The following is a 16,471-nucleotide window of genomic DNA, read 5'->3' as shown; positions in this document are numbered from 1 at the left end:
CAAAAGCCAGGGAGGCGCAAAAAAACCGTCCTGTTTTCGGTAACTTGGTGCTCTGGACGTCACACGCGATCGTTGGATGGGCCGCTGCTACCAGAGCCGGATGCAGGCGACCGATGAAACCTTCGATCCGAGGCAAATTTGCATTTGGTTAACCGCCTGCAGGGTATGACGGTTTACGAGGAAGTAACCACATGAAGTCCGTCGCCACTCGTAACAGCAAGAAACCGGCCAGCCCGATGCGCATCCTGCTCATCTGGACGCTGGTGTCGGGCCTGTTGTTCGGCGTGGCAGAATTCGCTGAGCCGCTGGATGACCTTTTGCTGGCCATCCGCAACAAAGCGCGTGAGCACAATGCCAGCGGTCAGGTCGTCGTGGTAGGCATCGACAATCTGGCGCAGCAGGAAGTGGGCGACTGGCCTTGGAAGGCCGATCGCTATGCCCGGATGATAGAAAATCTCGGAAATGCCGGTGCGCGACGAATTTTCTTCGATTTCCCGATCAATGGCCTCAAAAATGACCCGGGCGCACCACGACTTATCGAGGCGCTGAAAAGCCATTCGGGAAAAGTCTATCTTTCGGCCGCCTTTTCTAACGACGATTCGACCGGCAAGCGAATTCCGCTCATTCCGCCGCATGAGGCAAGGCGATACTCGCATCTCGTGAACACGAATGTGTGGATCAACGGATACAATATCGTCTGGTCGGCCCGATATGCCAACCGGGTCGGCGACCTTGTCGTCCCGTCGATCGCGTCGGTTCTGTCGGGAGCTCGTGGCGGGATCGATGAAGAGTTCCCGATTGATTATTCAATCGCCATCGGTTCTCTACCGTATATCAGTGCGAGCGAGATTGTCCGCGGTGACGCGGTGGTCTCGCGCGTGCGTGGCCGCGATGTCATTATCGGCACCAATGCCAACGGCATAGGCAATCGCTATTCGGTTCCCGGCCACGGCCCATCGGCAAGCGTTTTCGTGGCAGCTCTGGCTGCCGAGACCCTTCTGGCCGGCGCTCCGGGAACTTATGGCTGGTGGGTGCCATTCCTTCTGGCTCTCGCCGTCACCGCAATGATGATGCGCGTTTCGCGAACGCCTCTGGTGCTGGGAATGCTGGTGCTGCTGCCAAGTTGCGCGCTCGGGCTACCGCTCTTGCTCGAATCCTATGGGCACTACACGCAGATCATGCCGGCGACAGTCCTGATGCTCGGCTCGATGGGTCACCTGGCATGGCGGCTGCATCGCCAGCGGTTCGACGAGCGTGGCATGGTCAACGAGGTTTCGGGGCATCCCAATCTCAACGCCCTTCGCGCAGAAGGCGTCGAAACCCAGGATGGACTGATAGCGGCCCGCATCCACAACTATGCCGAAGCCGCCACAGCTCTGCCTGCTGCTGCAGAAAAGGAACTGGTCGAGCAGATCATCCTGCGCCTGTCGCTCGGCAACGGAGGATGCAAGGTCTATCAGGGTGACGAGGGCATTTTCATGTGGCTGGTTCCGGCCGGTTCGGTAGGCAATGTCGGCGATCAGCTTGCCGGTCTCAGTGCCATTTTCCGCAGCCCTGCCAATGTCTCCGGGCGCCTGATCGACCTTGGTATCGCCTTCGGGGTCGATGCCGATCCCGGCCGGTCGATCCAGAGCCGGATGTCGAGCGCCCTACTCGCCTGCCAGGAGGCCCAGAATGCCGGCGAGCATTGGCGCGTCTATGATCCAACCAAGCTCGAGGCGACCGAATGGCGCGTGACCATGCTGGGCGAACTTGACGCTGCGATCGACAATGGTGAGGTCTGGGTCGCGTTCCAGCCGAAGCTCGATCTGCTGTCCGGCGAGATCTGCGGCGCGGAAGCGCTGGTCCGCTGGACGCATCCCGAAAAGGGTCCGATCAATCCCGAGGAATTCATTACTGCGGCTGAACGCCATGATCGGATCGAAAAGCTGACCGAACACGTGCTCAACCGCGCGGTGCAGGTCGCAGCCAGCCTGAACAAGGGCGGGCGCAAGTTCGACATGGCGGTCAACCTGTCGCCGCGGCTCATCGGTCATGCAAATCTCAAGCCGATGGTGGTCCAGACATTGCGCCGCCACGGCCTTCCCGCCGAGCGCCTGATTCTGGAAATCACCGAAACCGCAGCGATGTCCAGTGCCGAATCGGCGATGCAGGAACTGCGCGACCTGCGCGGTATCGGGCTGCAACTGTCGATTGACGATTATGGCACCGGCTTTTCGACGCTAGACTATCTCAAGCGCTGTCCGGCAACGGAGCTCAAGATCGACCGCAGCTTCGTGCGCATGCTGGTATCGAGCCGGTCCGACCGAATCATGGTCAATTCGACGATAGAACTGGCTCATTCGCTCGGTGAAGAGGTGGTGGCCGAGGGCGTCGAGGACAATGAGACGCTCCAGCTGCTTGGTCAGATGGGGTGCGACAAGGCCCAAGGCTATCTGATCGGGCGCCCCATGCCCTATGAGGCACTGGTCGATTATCTGGCTGATCACTCGCCAGCCAAGGCTGCCTGAACACCCAAATCCTTGAAAATTCTAAGCATTCCAGTCCGTGGCGAATCGCCGCGCGCCGCGCCGCGCAATGTCATTGGTTAATGGCTTGTTGACCATTTTACATTCTGTTAGCCTTCTTTCTGGGCGTGTCTCGTAGTTCGCGCCCTAAATGGAGTGCTAAAAATGGCAAAGCGTACCAAGCAGCCGGTTCGCGGCTTCTGGGACTGGGTCCTGGGCGGCGGCTGGAGCAACTGATTTAGAGGTTCTTTTTCAAGAACTTAGATCAGGTGGCCCCGATCGCAAGGTCGGGGCCATTTTTGGTATCGCAGGGCCGAGCAGCAAGCAGCACCGACGAAACGCAGGGCCGTCGTGCAGATGCAATCCGGCGATCATCAGTCAAAGTTGACTGTCGATTCGAAAAGGTTAACGCCAGAATTGCACAGTTCGCCGCTGCATAGGCCCCGATACTCAGCGTCGTCTGTCTCTACTTGCCTTCGAAGCGCGGCGGGCGCTTTTCGAGAATGGCATCGATCGCCTCGCGATGATCGTCCATCTGCTGCAGCACCCCCTGCCAAATCGCCGCCTGATCGAGATGCTCGGCGAGCGTCACGTCGCGCGCATCCTTGATCAGTCGCTTGGTCTTGCGAATCGCGGCAGGCGGGAATTGCGCCACCATGTTCGCAAGCTCCATGGCACGCCCGATCAGTGCGTCGCCCGGCACCACTTCGGACACCAGACCATAATGCTCGGCCTTGGCCGCATCGATGAACTCGCCGGTCAACATCATTTGGGTCGCCTTGGCATGGCCGATGATCCGTGGCAGCAGCCACGCGCCGCCATCGCCCGGGATGATGCCTACGCGCAGGAAACTCTCGGCAAAGACCGCATCCTCCGCCGCGATGCGGATGTCGCACATGCAGGCAAGGTCGCAACCGGCACCGATGGCATGCCCTCGAATCGCGGCGATAACCGGGACCGATAGTCGCTCCATCGTCATCGGGATGCGCTGAATCTGCGTCTTGTACCAGTTCTCGAGTTGCATCGGGCTCATATGCTGCTCGGATGTCAGAGCCTTGATCTGCTTGATATTGCCGCCCGAACAGAAGCCCGGCCCCTCGCCGGTCAGCACGACGCAGTCGATATCGGGATCGGCATCGGCAGCTTCGAGCGCAGTGACGAGCGCGCCGATCACCTCCTCGGCCAGCGCATTGCGCGTTTCCGGTCGGTTGAGCGTGATCGTCGCGATCCGACCCTCCACCGCATAAAGCACCGGCGGCGGCGTGTCGCTTGCGGTGCGGGCGACCCGATCGGCATAGCCGCCGCCGTGGAACAGCAACGGCGGCTTGCCCTCGCTCTCGTAATCGACGACCTCACCGACCATGATCACATGATCGCCGCCCTCGTAAAGATGCCGCGTGTTGCAGATCAGCCTTGCCGAACAGCCCTGGATGTTGGGCGGCCCCTCCTCCCCGATATCGAGCCCGGCAAACTTGTCCTCGATCCGGGAGGCGAAGCGGTTGGAAAGATCGTCCTGATCGCTCGCCAGGATGTGCACCGCGAACTGTCCAGCCTGCTCGAACGCCGCCATCGACCGGGCCGAGCGGGCCAGCGACCACAGGATCAGTGGCGGATCGAGCGACACCGAGTTGAAGCTGTTCGCCGTCACTCCCACCGGGACGCCATCGGCATCGCGCGTGGTGACGATGGTAACGCCGGTGGCAAACTGCCCCAGTGCATTGCGATAGGTCTTGGGATCGAAATGGGCCATTCCCCTGCCCTAGCCGCACGCGATTGCCCCGCGCAACGGCAAAAGTCCGGGGCGTGATCCAGACAATTTGCTTGGCCGGTTTTGCCATGGCCAGTACACTGGCAGCCGAGACACAGGGCGGCGGGGCAACAACGGCAATGAGCGGCGAATTTGAAATGGCAGGCGCTATTGCCGAGGGCGGAATGTGGGCGCGCGTCGCTGAACCCGCAGCTGGCGAAGCGCATGGCGAAGGCCATGGCAAATGCCTCAATTGTGGCACACTCCTTGCCGGACCGCACTGTCATCAATGCGGTCAGGCGGCGCACGTCCATCGCTCGATCTCGGCCTTCTGGCACGACATCCTGCACGGCGTGCTGCATTTCGATGGCAAGTTCTGGAACACGCTGCCGCTGCTCGCCTGGCAACCGGGGCACCTCACCCGCCGCTATATCCATGGCGAACGGGCGAAGTTCATCAGCCCGATGGCGCTGTTCCTGTTTGCGATCTTCCTGATGTTCGCGATCTTCTCCTATGTCGGCTCGCCCAATTTCTCCGGGCGAGCCGGCGCCGAGGCGGAGAAGGAAGGCGTCAAGGTCACGGGTTGGCGCGAGGGCATGCAGCAAGAGATGCTCAAGCTCGAGGGCGAACTGGCCCCCAAGGTCAAGCAGTTTGCCGCACTGCCCAAGGAAAGCCCCGATCGCGGCAAGCTGGAGGCCGAAATTTCCGATCTCAAGGGCGAGATCAACGCGCTGTCTTACGCTACCACCGGCAAGCCTCGCTACCCCGATCTGCTGTCGGACAAGGGCGCTCCTGACTCTGTGCCATTTGAATTCAATACCGATGTCGATACCGGCTTTCCGGCGTTCGACGCCTGGATCAACAAGGTCGCAGCCAAGGCCAAAAAGAACCCGGAGCTGCTGCTCTACAAGATCCAGTCGAACGGCTACAAGTTCGCCTGGCTGCTCATCCCGCTATCGATCCCGTTCGTCTGGCTGGCGACGATCGGCAAGCGCGGCCACCGGTTCTACGACCATGCGGTGTTCACGACCTATTCGATCGCGTTCATGTCGCTGCTGTTCATCGTTGTGACGCTGTCGTGGAAGTTCAATATCGCGCCTGGACTGGTGATCACCGCAGCGCTGCTCTACGCGCCGTTCCACATGTACCGCCAGCTGCGCCACGCTTATGGGACGTCACGGATTGGTGCCGTGTTTCGCCTGTTCCTGCTGCTCAACTGCACCGGTATCGTGGTGCTGCTGTTCCTCACGATCCTGATCAACCTGGGGCTGATCGGCTGACGCTCAGCTGCCGAAAAAGCGCCGCTTGATATCCTCGGCGAGCCGCGCCGGGCGCAGCGTTTCCGCATCCAGACAGCACCAGCTCGACTTGACCTCGGCCAGCACATCCTCGCCGCGGCGGATGATCGTCTCGTAAAAGGCGCGCGCGCCGTGCACCTTCTCGAGCATCACCGAAGCAATCACCTGATCGTCGAGAAAGGCAGGCTTGCGATAGGTGATCTCGTGCTTGAGCGCGACCCATAGATGTTCGGCCACCGCCTGGGGCGGCGCGATATTCTGCCAGTGCGCGATCACCGCATCCTGCACCCATTTGAGATAATGGGCGTTGTTCACATGCCCCATGAAGTCGATCTCGGACGGATCGACGCTGATGGGATGGTCATGGCGGATGGCGGCGGAGTCAGGCATGGCCGCAATGTAGCGATTTGTGCAGGTTTACGGAAGCGGCAATTGCCGGAGGCTGAAGCGAGCCCCCGGCAATGGCAGGGCGATCAGAAGGCGTAGCGTGCAATCAACTGGAAGACCGGTCCAGCCTCTTCTGACTCCAGCTCGTATTCGTCGAAGCTGCGGTCGATCTGATCATCGACCGTGGTGAACTTGTTGAACACTTCGCGCTTCTTGCCGTTGAGCAGGTTCGAGCCAACGGCGCGGATCGTCAGGCTGTTGCCGAAGCGCTTTTCGATGAAAATTTCCAGATCAGCACCATAGGTGGTGGTGACTTCCTCACCGATAACCCGCCCCACTGCGCGGCCCTGTTTGCGATAAGTGGCACCAAAGGCCATCCCGATCGATTTCAGGTCCTGGATCGCGCCGAAATTGTAGACGAATTTCGACTGGTCGTTGAACCGGCGGTCGCCGAAGATATCGGTGATCTCGCTGTCGAGATACGACACGTTGCCGAAAATGCCCGTATCCGGAAGGCCAAGAAAGCCGAGGTCGGTCGACATGTCGAATTCCACGCCATAGACCTTGCCGGCGCCGACATTGCGCGGCTGGAACACAAACGTGCCCGCACCTTCCGAACCGACCCTGCCGGTATTGGTAAGCTCGATCAGGTTCTGGACGTCACGGTAGAAGAAGTTGATGCCGACGATACCGCCGCGCCCGATGCGACGCTCATAGCCCAGATCGATGCCCCAGGCGGTCTCCGGGTCGAGCTGCGGATTGCCAAGGAGATCGTTATCGCCCAGTTCCGCTTCCAGCAGCGCAGGCGAAATGAAGTTGAACTCCGGACGACGGTTGGTGCGTGCCACCGAGCCGATGATCCGATCGCGGTCAGTGATGTCGTATTTGAACGAGGCCGAGGGCAGCAGCTTCTCATAGTCGTTGCCCTGTACGCCGGCAGCCGGAACCGTCGCATCGACGATGTTCAGGTCGGTCGTCTCGTAGCGCAGGCCGGCTTCCCAGGAGAAGCCGCCGTGGCGACCTTCGACCAGCGCAAAGCCGTCGATGCGACGTTCCTCGATGGTGTTCACGCTGCCCGGCTCGGGAGCGAGTGCGCCGAAGGCGGTGTTGAGGCTGGTCGGGTTTTGCTGGAACTGGTTCCAGTTTCGCGCCGCAGCCACATTGAAGCGGTTGCGCACCGTCAGGATTGCGGTGTCGCGATCCTTGTCCTGATAGAAACCGCCAAAAACCAGCTTGATCTCATCGCTGAGATCGACGGCATGCTCCAGCTTAACCGTGAATTCGCTGTCGTCGATGTCGGTTGTGGTCAGGTCGCCGGTGAAACGTGGGGTTGCCCGGTCGAAATCGACCTCGAATTCGGTCTCGCGCTGCTTGTCGGTGAAATTGGCATAACCGATGCGTAGCGAGGTCTTGCCCGCCGACCATTCGTGCGAGAGTTTTCCGTCGATCGTATAGTTTTCCTGATCAATCTCGTTCACATTCGCATTGTCGGTCAGCAGGTTGCCGCTGGCAGCGCCATTACGCACTGGACCGTTGATCGCGGTCGGGCTGTTATACTCGTAGCTGCGCTCGGACTCAGTGCGATCCGTGCGGACATAAAAGCCGCGAATCTGGAAGTTCGTATCGCCGCCATCGATCTCATAAGTGGCGTTGACCGAATAATCCTTGCCGTCGCGCGTGTCGGTCTGATCCTCGCGATTGACGAAGTCCTGCGTTGCGAAGCTGGGATTATTCTCGGGCGAGTCGCTGTAGCGCAGGCTCGACTTGAGCTTGGGGTTGTGACGCCCCTGGAAATTGCCACCGACCAGCAGACGGCCCGGGCCGACCTTGCCGCCGAACACCGCGCCGAAGCTGGGTTCGAATTCCTCGTCATCATAATAAAGCGCACCGCCGCGCACATAGCCGCCGTCGAGCTGATAACCGTCGCGCAGCACGATGTTGAGCGAACCCGCTACCGCATCGCCCGTGCGCCGTGCCGAGTTGGAGCGCACGATCTCGACCCGCGAGATCAGTTCGGCCGGAATGCGGTCGAGGAAGAACGAACGGTCAGCCTGGCCGCCGGGAACGCGCTCACCATTGATCAGGATCTGGGTATAGCCCGGCGGCAGACCACGCAGACGCGGACCGTCGCTTTCGATAACGTCCGAGAGGAAGGTGACCGAGGGCACGCGCTTAAGGGCGTCGCCGGCGGTCAGCGGCTCGAAGCGCTGGAAATATTCGGTGCCATATTCGAGCACCGGCTCGGCGCCGTCGACACGGTTGCGGTAGCCGATCTGGCCCTGGACCACGATATCCTGCGAGGTCGTAATCTCCTGGTCGCTGTCGCGCGGCTGCTCTTCGGCCACAGCGTCCTGCGCCGAAGCGAGCACGGGCAGCATCGCCAACCCGGCAATGCCCGCGAGCAGCGTGCAGCGCGTCGCACGGTTGAAACCGAAAATATTGGTCATGAGTTTCCCCCCGAATCAAACAGCCGGATCGGCTGCGTTCGGCGCGCCGCTAACAGCGCTCCAAGACGGGTGGATGAACTTCAGGTTTCAGATTTGCGTCAGTTCTTGCACAAAACTGTCATCAGCGCGCCATATCGACGTGGCAGCGGCCCCATACCGCAAATTCACTTCGACAAAGGATTTCCCGTCATGGCCGCTCGTTCTTCCATCCCCCTTTTCGGGGCGAGCCTTTTCGCTCTGCTGGCCGGTGCCTGCGCGCCCAAGGAAATCCCGCTCGAGACCCGAATCGCCAATGCGCTGCCGGCCGTCGATGTGCCTGCCACGGCGGAAACCGTGCCCGTCGGCACCGCCAATGCCGATGCGGCGGACGATCCGGCGATCTGGCGCAACCCGGCCAATCCCGCCGCCAGCCTCATCGTCGGCACCGACAAGAAGGCCGGGCTGTATGTCTATGGCATGGACGGCAAGGTGCGCGGCTCCTCGCTGACCGGACGCTATAACAATGTGACTCTGTTCGCAGGCGAGCATGGCATTGTCGTCATCGCCAGCGACCGCACTGATCCCGTCAATTCCAAGCTTGCGCTGTTCCTGCTCGATCCGGCCACCGGTTCGCTTGCTTCGCTCGCGAGCGTGCCGAGCGGCGTGGGCGAAGGCTATGGCGTGTGCGTCACCGCTGCGCCGCGCATCGCGATGGTCGGCGCGCCCGATGCGATGACCGCCTATGCCGCGATCAAGGACGGCACCGTCCGCCAGATCAGCATCACGCACAAGGACGGGAAAGTCGAGCACAGCGCCGGCGCGACCTGGAAGCTCAAGACTCAGATCGAAGGCTGCGTGGTCGATCCGGCGACCGGCGCGCTCTATGTCGGTGAAGAGGATGTCGGCATCTGGAAGATCGACCCCGCGCGCCCCGAGGCCGCACCGGTGCTGTTCGCCGCCGCCGACAGCAAGCAGCTGGTCGCCGATGTCGAGGGGCTGGCGCTTGCCACGCGCGAAGGCGCAAGCAGCCTGCTCGTCGCCTCGAGCCAGGGCGACCATGCCTATGCGGTGTTCGACACCGCCAATGGCAAGCTGCTCGGGCGCTTCCGCATCAACGGCGGCGCGCTCGACGGCACGTCGGAAACCGACGGGATCGAGCTGGCGGTCGGCAATTACGGCCCCGGCTTCGAACGCGGCCTGTTCATCGCGCAGGACGGCGACAATGGCGGCGGCACGCAGAATTTCAAGCTGGTGAGCTGGGCCGCGATCCTCGCCGCGCTGGGGCTGTAATCAGCCCCGCCCGCGATAGCCCGGAACGTCCTGCGGCGGCAGCCACAGCCCTTGCGGCGGTTCGCCCGATTGCCAGAACACGTCGATCGGGATGCCGCCGCGCGGATACCAGTATCCGCCGATGCGCAGCCAGTGCGGCTGCATCTCTTCGAACAGCCGTTCGGCAATGCCGACGGTGCAGTCCTCGTGAAAGGCCTGATGGTTGCGGAAGCTGCCCAGGAACAGCTTCAGCGACTTGGATTCGACCATCACCCTGTCGGGTGCATAGTCGATGACCAGATGCGCGAAATCGGGCTGCCCGGTGACCGGGCAGAGCGAGGTGAACTCGGGCACGGTGAAGCGCACCAGATATGGCCTGCCGGGACGAGGATTGGGCACATAGTCCAGCACCGCCTCTTCGGGAGAGGTCGGCATGGGGCTGTCTTTGCCCAGAAAGCGTGTTTGGGGTTGATCAGTCATGCGCCTCATCTAATGCGGCACACGGCTGATGTCATCTCCCGCCCCGCATTCAGCGCCGATTAAGCGCTCAGACCGCGTGGCGGATGCTTCAACTGGGGATGGTCAGCCTTTTGTCGGACCGGTCGCACGCGCGCCGGCCGCATCAGCTATACGGGGAATTTCGTCGGCATGAACGGTGACGGCCGCAAGATCATTGGGACGCTATTGGCAGCAGGCCTGCTCGGCCTGAGTGCGCCCGGCATGGCGCAGGACAATCCTGGCAGCTTCTCGCTCCCGGCAGGGGCGCAGCCGAGCCCACAGCCGCCATCCGACGTGCAAGGTCCGGTCGATGCCGAATTGACCCCGCCGCGCCGGACGGATGAACCCGCCGAGCCCGCACCGCGTCCCCCGGTGGCGACGATCGCGCCGACCCCGGTGCCGCGCCAGCAGACTCCGCGCCAGCAGACCCCGCGCGCGCAGGAAACGCCGCGTCCACGCCCTGCCAGCCCACGCCCGGCGGCGCAGCAGACGCAAGCGCAGCCGCGCGTGCAAGCGCCTGTCGCGGCGCCAGCCCCCTCACCCGCGCCCGATACGCCGGTCAGCTCGGCTGAGCCGTCTGATCAGGCTCCCGCCGCCGAACTCCCTGCAACCGACGCCCTGCCCGTGCCCGAACTGCCGGGCCTTTCCGAGCCCGATCCGGCAACCACGCCGGAGACCGACCCTGCCGAGGTTGAAGACGCCGGCTCGATCTGGTGGTGGGCTGCCGCTGGCCTGGTCGCGCTCGCGAGCCTGGTGTTCATGGGCCTGCGCTCGCGCAAGCCCAAGCCCGCCGTCGCTGCCGACACGCCGGTGCATCTGCAGCCGGTCGAGACGGTGCCGACCCCGCCGCTGCGCCAGCAGCCAAAGGTGGCCGCGCCTTCTGCCCCTGCACCGCGCCCAGCCGCACCTCAGCCTCAGCCGCAGCCTCAGCCTCAGCTTCAACCGCAAGCGGATTTGAAATTCGACGCTGCGCAGATGGCAGGAAGCTGGCGCGCCGCCGCAGCGACACCACCGCCGCCAGCCATCCCGGCCACCGCTCGCGCGCCCGTCATGGCGCCGCCGCCCGAGGCGGAAGAGGCGGACATGGACGAAATCCTGCCCGATTCGGCGCTCGCCGATTCCGCCGGTGGCGCGTCGGCCTCGCTCGGAGCCCCGCCGGGCGTGCCGCAGCGGCATCAGCTCGGCGGTGAAACCCCCGCGCCGGTGGTCCCGCGCCTGCTGCTCGACTACACGACGCTGGGCATCGACGTGACGCTGGTGAACGCAGTGGCGCGCTATCATCTGGGCGTCACCAACATGTCCGACATGTCCGTAAGCAACATCGCGCTGCACGGTGCGATCGTTCAGGCGCGCAAGGGCATGCCGCCGACGATCGACCCGATGCGCGGCGACAGCCTGCTCCCGCATCTGCAGAAGATCGCCGATATCGACCCCGGCAGTACCCAGCGCTGCGAGGGCCAGATCCGCTTGCCGCTCGGCCAGATCGAGCCGATCGCGATGCAGGGCCGCATGCTGTTCGTGCCGCTGGTGCACATCTGGATCGGCTATAACGGCCCGGACGGCACGCGTTATGCGGTCACCCAGTCGTTCGTGCTGGGCGAGGAGAGCAATCCGCCCGGCCCGCGCGTCGGCCCCCTGCGGCTCGATCTCGGTCCGCGCCGCTTCACCTCGATCGGTCAGCGACCCTTGCAGCCTGCCTGATCGCGGCACTGCTTGCCAAGCATGGGGCGATCATGCCAATCAGCTGAAACGTATACGGAATGTTGATTCCGCGCTGAGAGGGTCCCCAACATGCTGAACCGGTTCGCTTCGTCCGCTCTGGCCCTGTGCCTGTGTCTTTCGCCCCTGCCGCTCTCCGCGCAGGACGGTGGCAAGGCGCAGGAAAAGGCAGCACCTGCCAAGATCGAGCCGATGGTGTCGGTGACCAAGCACAGCGGCACCTTCGGCGGCCAGCGCGTCGCCTATACCGCCACCGCCAGCGACACCTTCCTCAAGGACGAAAAGGGCAACCCGAAGGCGAGGATCTTCTCGGTCAGCTATGTCAAGGATGCGCCCGAGCCGAACCGCCCGGTCACCTTCCTGTTCAATGGCGGCCCCGGATCGGGCTCGCTCTGGCTGCACATGGGCGCGTTCGGCCCCAAGCGCGTCGCCATCCCCAATGACGGCCGCGACGATGGCGCGCCGCCCTATCGGCTGATCGACAATCCCGACAGCCTGCTCGACGTGACCGACATCGTGTTCATCGATCCGGTCGGCACCGGCTTTTCGACTGCGCTCGGCGACGCCGACCCCAAGGAATTCTGGGGCGTCACCAAGGATGCGAAATCGGTCGCGCAGTTCATCCGCCAGTGGCTCAGCGACAATGGCCGCTGGAACGCGCCCAAGTTCCTGGGCGGCGAAAGCTATGGCACCACCCGCACCGCCGCCGTCGCGAACGAGCTGGAAGGCACGTATAACGACGTGGCGCTCAATGGCCTGCTGCTGATCTCGACCATTCTCGATTTCGGGGCGCAGGCCGAGGTTCCGGGCAATGAGATGCCCTATGTGCTGATGGTGCCGAGCATGGCGGTGACCGCGCTCTATCACGGCAAGACGCAGCCCGCCGCCTCGGGCCCCGGCCCCGATGCGCTGGCGCAGGAGGCGCGGGCCTTTGCAACCAACGAATATCTGCCCGCGCTGATGAAGGGCAGCGCGCTGGTCGGCGAGGAGCGAGCGGCGATCCGCGCCAAGCTTGCGCGCTATACCGGTCTGTCCGAGCAATATCTGGAAAATGCCGATCTGCGGGTGACGCCCGGCCGCTTCTACAAGGAGCTGCTGCGCGACCGTGGTCTGGTGGTCGGCCGGCTCGATGCGCGATATACCGGCAAGGATTATGACAATGCCGGGGAAGAGCCCGACAACGATCCCAGCTTCTATGGCATCGACGGCAGCTATACCGCCGCACTCAACGCCTATGTGCGGCAGGAGCTGAAGTTCAGCCCCGAGCGGCAATATGTCACGATCGGCGGCGTGCGCGACTGGGACTGGGACCTGCCCGGCAATGGCGGCGAATCGCGCTATTACAAGAATGTCGCGCCCTATATCGGCCGCGCGCTGCGCGAGAATAGCGGCCTCCGCGTCCTTGTCGCCCAGGGCTGGTACGATTTCGCCACCCCGTTCTTCGGCGCGGAATATTCGCTCACCCGCACCGGCATCCCCACCGACCGCATCGAATATACCCGCTATGACGCTGGGCACATGATGTACGTGAACGAGACGGACCTCAGCAAATTGTCGCGTGATATTCGCGGGTTTATCGGGCGTCGGTGAGGAGGCTTGCGATGACCACGATCTACGGCATCCCCAATTGCGACACGATGAAGAAGGCGCGGACCTGGCTGGAGGGTCAGGGCGTGGCTTATGACTTTCATGACTACAAGAAGGCCGGGATCAGCGCGGAGAAGCTGGATGCCTGGGCCGATGCGGTCGGTTGGGAGCTGTTGCTCAACAAGGCGGGGACGACGTTCCGCAAGCTTCCCGATAGCGACAAGGCAGGGATCGACCGGGCGAAGGCCATCGCGCTGATGGTGGAACAGCCTTCGCTCATCAAGCGCCCGGTGCTGGAATATCCCGGCGGCGTGCTGGTCGGCTTCAAGCCCGATGCCTGGGCGGCAGCGCTGGGCTGAGCTGGGCTGTCACATGCCTGTCAGCTTGGGCGTTTAGGACCTGTCGATACATCATCGTCATTCCCGCGAACGCGGGAATCCCGCTATGATCGCTGACCCCTGTGAAGAAGCGGGACCCCGTTGCACTGGGGTGACGAGACTATCGCGAGCTGAGGAGACCCGAAAATGCCCAAGGCCATCTGGAACGGCACCGTCATTGCCGAAAGCGACGATACCGTCGTCGTCGAGCGCAATCATTATTTCCCGCGTGAGCATGTGCGCGCCGATCTGCTGGTGCCCAGCGACACCACCAGCTTCTGCCCTTGGAAGGGCACGGCGAGCTATTATTCGCTTGAGGTCGACGGCAAGACCAATACCGACGCGGTCTGGTATTATCCCGAGCCCAAGGATGCGGCGAAGGACATCCGCGACCGGCTCGCCTTCTGGAAGGGTGTCGAGGTCGTCGCGTGATCCTGGCGGCGCTGGCGCTCGCCATGGCTGCGAACGGACCGATCGTCATTGCGCATCGCGGCGCGAGCGGCGAGCGGCCCGAGCACACCTTGGGATCGTATGCACTCGCGATCGACCAGGGCGCGGATTTCATCGAGCCCGATCTGGTGAGCACGAAGGACGGCGTGCTGGTCGCGCGGCACGAGAACGAGATTTCGGAAACCACCGATGTCGCCGCGCACCCTGAATTCGCCGACCGCAAGACGACCAAGACGATCGACGGCCAGAGCCTGACCGGCTGGTTCACCGAGGATTTCACGCTCGCCGAACTCAAGACGCTGCGCGCGAAGGAGCGCCTGCCGCAGCTCCGCCCAGCCAACACCGCCTATGACGGGCAATGGGATGTACCGACGCTCGACGAAATCATCGCCCTGGTGAAGCGGCGCGAGCAGGAGACCGGGCGGCGCATCGGCCTGTACCCGGAGACCAAGCACCCGAGCCATTTCCGCGCGCTTGGCCTGCCGCTTGAGGAGCGGCTGGTCGCAACGCTCGCCAAGGCGGGTTATGACGGCGCGGATGACCCTGTGTTTATCCAGAGCTTCGAGGTCGATAACCTCAAGCGCCTCAATGCCATGACCGAGTTGCCGCTGATCCAGCTGATGGCGAGCGTGGCCGGTCCGCCCGACCAGCCCGGCGTAACCTATGCCGCGATGAGCACGCCCGAGGGCCTCGCCGAAATCGCGCTTTATGCCGATGGCGTGGGGCTCGAAAAGGCGATGGTCATTCCGCGAACCGCCGATGGCAGGCTGGCCGCGCCGACGCGCATCGTCGCCGATGCGCATGCCGCCGGGCTCAAGGTGCATGCCTGGACCTTCCGGCGCGAGAACTATTTCCTGCCTGCCGAGTTCAAGGCAGGCGACAGCCCGGTTGCGGTCGGTAAAGTCGGCGCGGAGATCAAGGCGTTCCTCGCCACCGGGATCGACGGGCTGTTCTCCGACAATGTCGCCGAAGCGGTGGCAGCTGTTCGATGATCACGGGGCGCTGATCAAGGCTTAGGGGCTTTCTCCCCCGAAGCTGTCCCTTCCTCGATCGCCGCCTTCTTGCCGTCGCGGATCGACATGACCATGTCCTTGCGATCCGCAGCATCGGGCTTTTCGGGCTCGTCGTTCAGTACCTTGGCCGCGCGCGGCGCGAGGCACACGGTGGCCGCCACCGGCAGATGGTCCGACCCGACATTTTCCAGCACCTTCATTTGCACGAGGGTGAAATCGGGCGACATGAACAGGTGGTCGAGCGGCCAGCGCAGGCCGGGAAGGTTCGCCGGGAAGGTCGCATAGAGCCCGCGCCCGACGCGCGGGTCGAGATAGCCGCCGATCCGCTTGAACATCTGCGAGGTGCGCGACCAGGCGACATCGTTGAAATCGCCCATGGCCAGCACCGGCAGATCGGTGAGCTTGGCATGGCGCGCGGCGATCGCGATCTCGCCATCGCGCTTGGCGGTGTCCTCGCCCGGCTGGGGCGGACGCGGGTGCAGGCCGATATAGCGGAACTTGGCCCCTGCCCCGGTCGAGATGGTCGCGAAGACCGAGGGCGTCTCGGTATCGATCAGCCAGGTGATCTCGGCATCCTCCACCGGCAGCCGCGACAGGAAGATCAGGCCATAGAGGTTGGGCAGCGGGGCCGATTGCCGGTGCGGATAGCGGTCGATCACCGGCTTCAATGCCCTTTCCCAGCCCTGGTCGGTCTCGAGCAGCAGCACGATATCAGGGTCCTCGCGGTCGATCAGGTCGATCGTGCGCTGATAGTCGCGGTTGGTCTGCAGCACGTTGAACGAGAAGGCGGAGATGCAGTTCTCCTTGTTGATCACCGCCTGCGCCACCTCGGTCTTGGCGAGCGGAGTATAGGGATAGATGCGAAAGCCCTGCCAGCCGACCACCAGCAGCATCAGTGCGACCACGATGCCGCGCGCCCAACCGGACAGGATGGGGATCGCCAGCACCAGGGCGATTAGCGCGAGCACCATCAGCCCCAGGCGGGGAAAATCCCACATGCGGATATACCAGCGATAGCTGGTCAGCAGACTGAGCGCCGTGCCGGTAGCGGCAAGCGCCGCCAGCGCGAAAACCAGGATTCGCAGCATGCCTGAAATCACCCGAGCCAGAAGAAACAACGCCTTGTCGCCGTGTCGGACGCACAAGGCAAGCAAGCGTTGCACATAGGTAAGGTTTGCACCCCGCCCCTGCCC

General features: G+C 63.2%; 13 protein-coding genes. 8 read left to right on the top strand and 5 right to left on the bottom strand.

The features are described 5' to 3' along the window. The first annotated feature begins 191 nt into the window (after positions 1 to 191). A complete protein-coding gene (locus AX725_RS11195; RefSeq protein ID WP_060980208.1) occupies positions 192 to 2,510 on the top strand; it encodes an EAL domain-containing protein in 2,319 nt (772 codons plus the stop codon). Between the two features lie 463 nt (positions 2,511 to 2,973). Here the strand turns inward: AX725_RS11195 and AX725_RS20545 are convergent, their stop codons facing one another. Beyond that, the gene (locus AX725_RS20545) at positions 2,974 to 4,257 is read right to left on the bottom strand and encodes an enoyl-CoA hydratase-related protein (RefSeq protein ID WP_082730690.1); all 1,284 of its coding nucleotides are present in this window, start codon (positions 4,255 to 4,257) and stop codon (positions 2,974 to 2,976) included. An 86-nt stretch (positions 4,258 to 4,343) separates the two neighbouring features. On the opposite strand from AX725_RS20545, the gene AX725_RS11185 reads away from it, so the two are divergent. Further along, positions 4,344 to 5,534, top strand: a complete 1,191-nt coding sequence (locus tag AX725_RS11185; RefSeq protein ID WP_231725765.1) for a DUF3667 domain-containing protein — start codon at positions 4,344 to 4,346, stop codon at positions 5,532 to 5,534. Between the two features lie 3 nt (positions 5,535 to 5,537). Here AX725_RS11185 and AX725_RS11180 read toward each other — a convergent pair whose 3' ends face one another. Together AX725_RS11180 and AX725_RS11175 are read right to left on the bottom strand one after the other, a co-directional pair. Further along, positions 5,538 to 5,942, bottom strand: coding sequence for an acyl-CoA thioesterase (locus AX725_RS11180; RefSeq protein ID WP_060980210.1), 405 nt, complete (start codon positions 5,940 to 5,942; stop codon positions 5,538 to 5,540). Positions 5,943 to 6,025: 83 nt separating this feature from the next. Beyond that, positions 6,026 to 8,386 (bottom strand): TonB-dependent receptor plug domain-containing protein, encoded by a 2,361-nt coding sequence (locus AX725_RS11175; RefSeq protein ID WP_060980211.1) that lies wholly within the window; start codon positions 8,384 to 8,386, stop codon positions 6,026 to 6,028. Between the two features lie 189 nt (positions 8,387 to 8,575). Between AX725_RS11175 and AX725_RS11170 the strand changes: the two genes are divergently transcribed. Continuing rightward, positions 8,576 to 9,655 (top strand): phytase, encoded by a 1,080-nt coding sequence (locus tag AX725_RS11170; RefSeq protein WP_060980212.1) that lies wholly within the window; start codon positions 8,576 to 8,578, stop codon positions 9,653 to 9,655. Here the strand turns inward: AX725_RS11170 and queF are convergent, their stop codons facing one another. Continuing rightward, entirely contained in the window at positions 9,656 to 10,114 is a 459-nt protein-coding gene (queF, locus tag AX725_RS11165) for a preQ(1) synthase (RefSeq protein WP_060980213.1), read from the bottom strand. It abuts the gene before it with no gap. 168 nt (positions 10,115 to 10,282) lie between these two features. On the opposite strand from queF, the gene AX725_RS11160 reads away from it, so the two are divergent. From AX725_RS11160 to AX725_RS11140, 5 genes are all read left to right on the top strand, one after another. After that, a complete protein-coding gene (locus AX725_RS11160) occupies positions 10,283 to 11,833 on the top strand; it encodes a hypothetical protein (protein WP_060980214.1) in 1,551 nt (516 codons plus the stop codon). A 90-nt stretch (positions 11,834 to 11,923) separates the two neighbouring features. Then, on the top strand, positions 11,924 to 13,441 hold the full coding sequence (locus AX725_RS11155) for a S10 family peptidase (RefSeq protein ID WP_060980215.1): 1,518 nt from the start codon (positions 11,924 to 11,926) through the stop codon (positions 13,439 to 13,441). Positions 13,442 to 13,452: 11 nt separating this feature from the next. Beyond that, on the top strand, positions 13,453 to 13,797 hold the full coding sequence (locus AX725_RS11150; protein ID WP_060980216.1) for an ArsC family reductase: 345 nt from the start codon (positions 13,453 to 13,455) through the stop codon (positions 13,795 to 13,797). 165 nt (positions 13,798 to 13,962) lie between these two features. Further along, positions 13,963 to 14,247 (top strand): DUF427 domain-containing protein, encoded by a 285-nt coding sequence (locus AX725_RS11145; protein ID WP_060980217.1) that lies wholly within the window; start codon positions 13,963 to 13,965, stop codon positions 14,245 to 14,247. A gap of 23 nt (positions 14,248 to 14,270) precedes the next feature. After that, on the top strand, positions 14,271 to 15,257 hold the full coding sequence (locus AX725_RS11140; protein WP_082730691.1) for a glycerophosphodiester phosphodiesterase: 987 nt from the start codon (positions 14,271 to 14,273) through the stop codon (positions 15,255 to 15,257). Positions 15,258 to 15,271: 14 nt separating this feature from the next. Here the strand turns inward: AX725_RS11140 and AX725_RS11135 are convergent, their stop codons facing one another. Beyond that, positions 15,272 to 16,366 carry an endonuclease/exonuclease/phosphatase family protein gene (locus tag AX725_RS11135; protein WP_060980219.1) on the bottom strand — a complete coding sequence of 365 codons (1,095 nt, stop codon included), beginning with the start codon at positions 16,364 to 16,366 and terminating at the stop codon, positions 15,272 to 15,274. Between the last annotated feature and the right edge of the window lie 105 nt (positions 16,367 to 16,471).

The organism is Blastomonas sp. CCH9-A1 (assembly GCF_001557175.1).
Taxonomy (GTDB): domain Bacteria; phylum Pseudomonadota; class Alphaproteobacteria; order Sphingomonadales; family Sphingomonadaceae; genus Blastomonas; species Blastomonas delafieldii_A.
The sequence above is the reverse complement of the archived record's forward strand: the minus strand, read 5'-3'. Positions and strand labels throughout refer to the sequence as shown.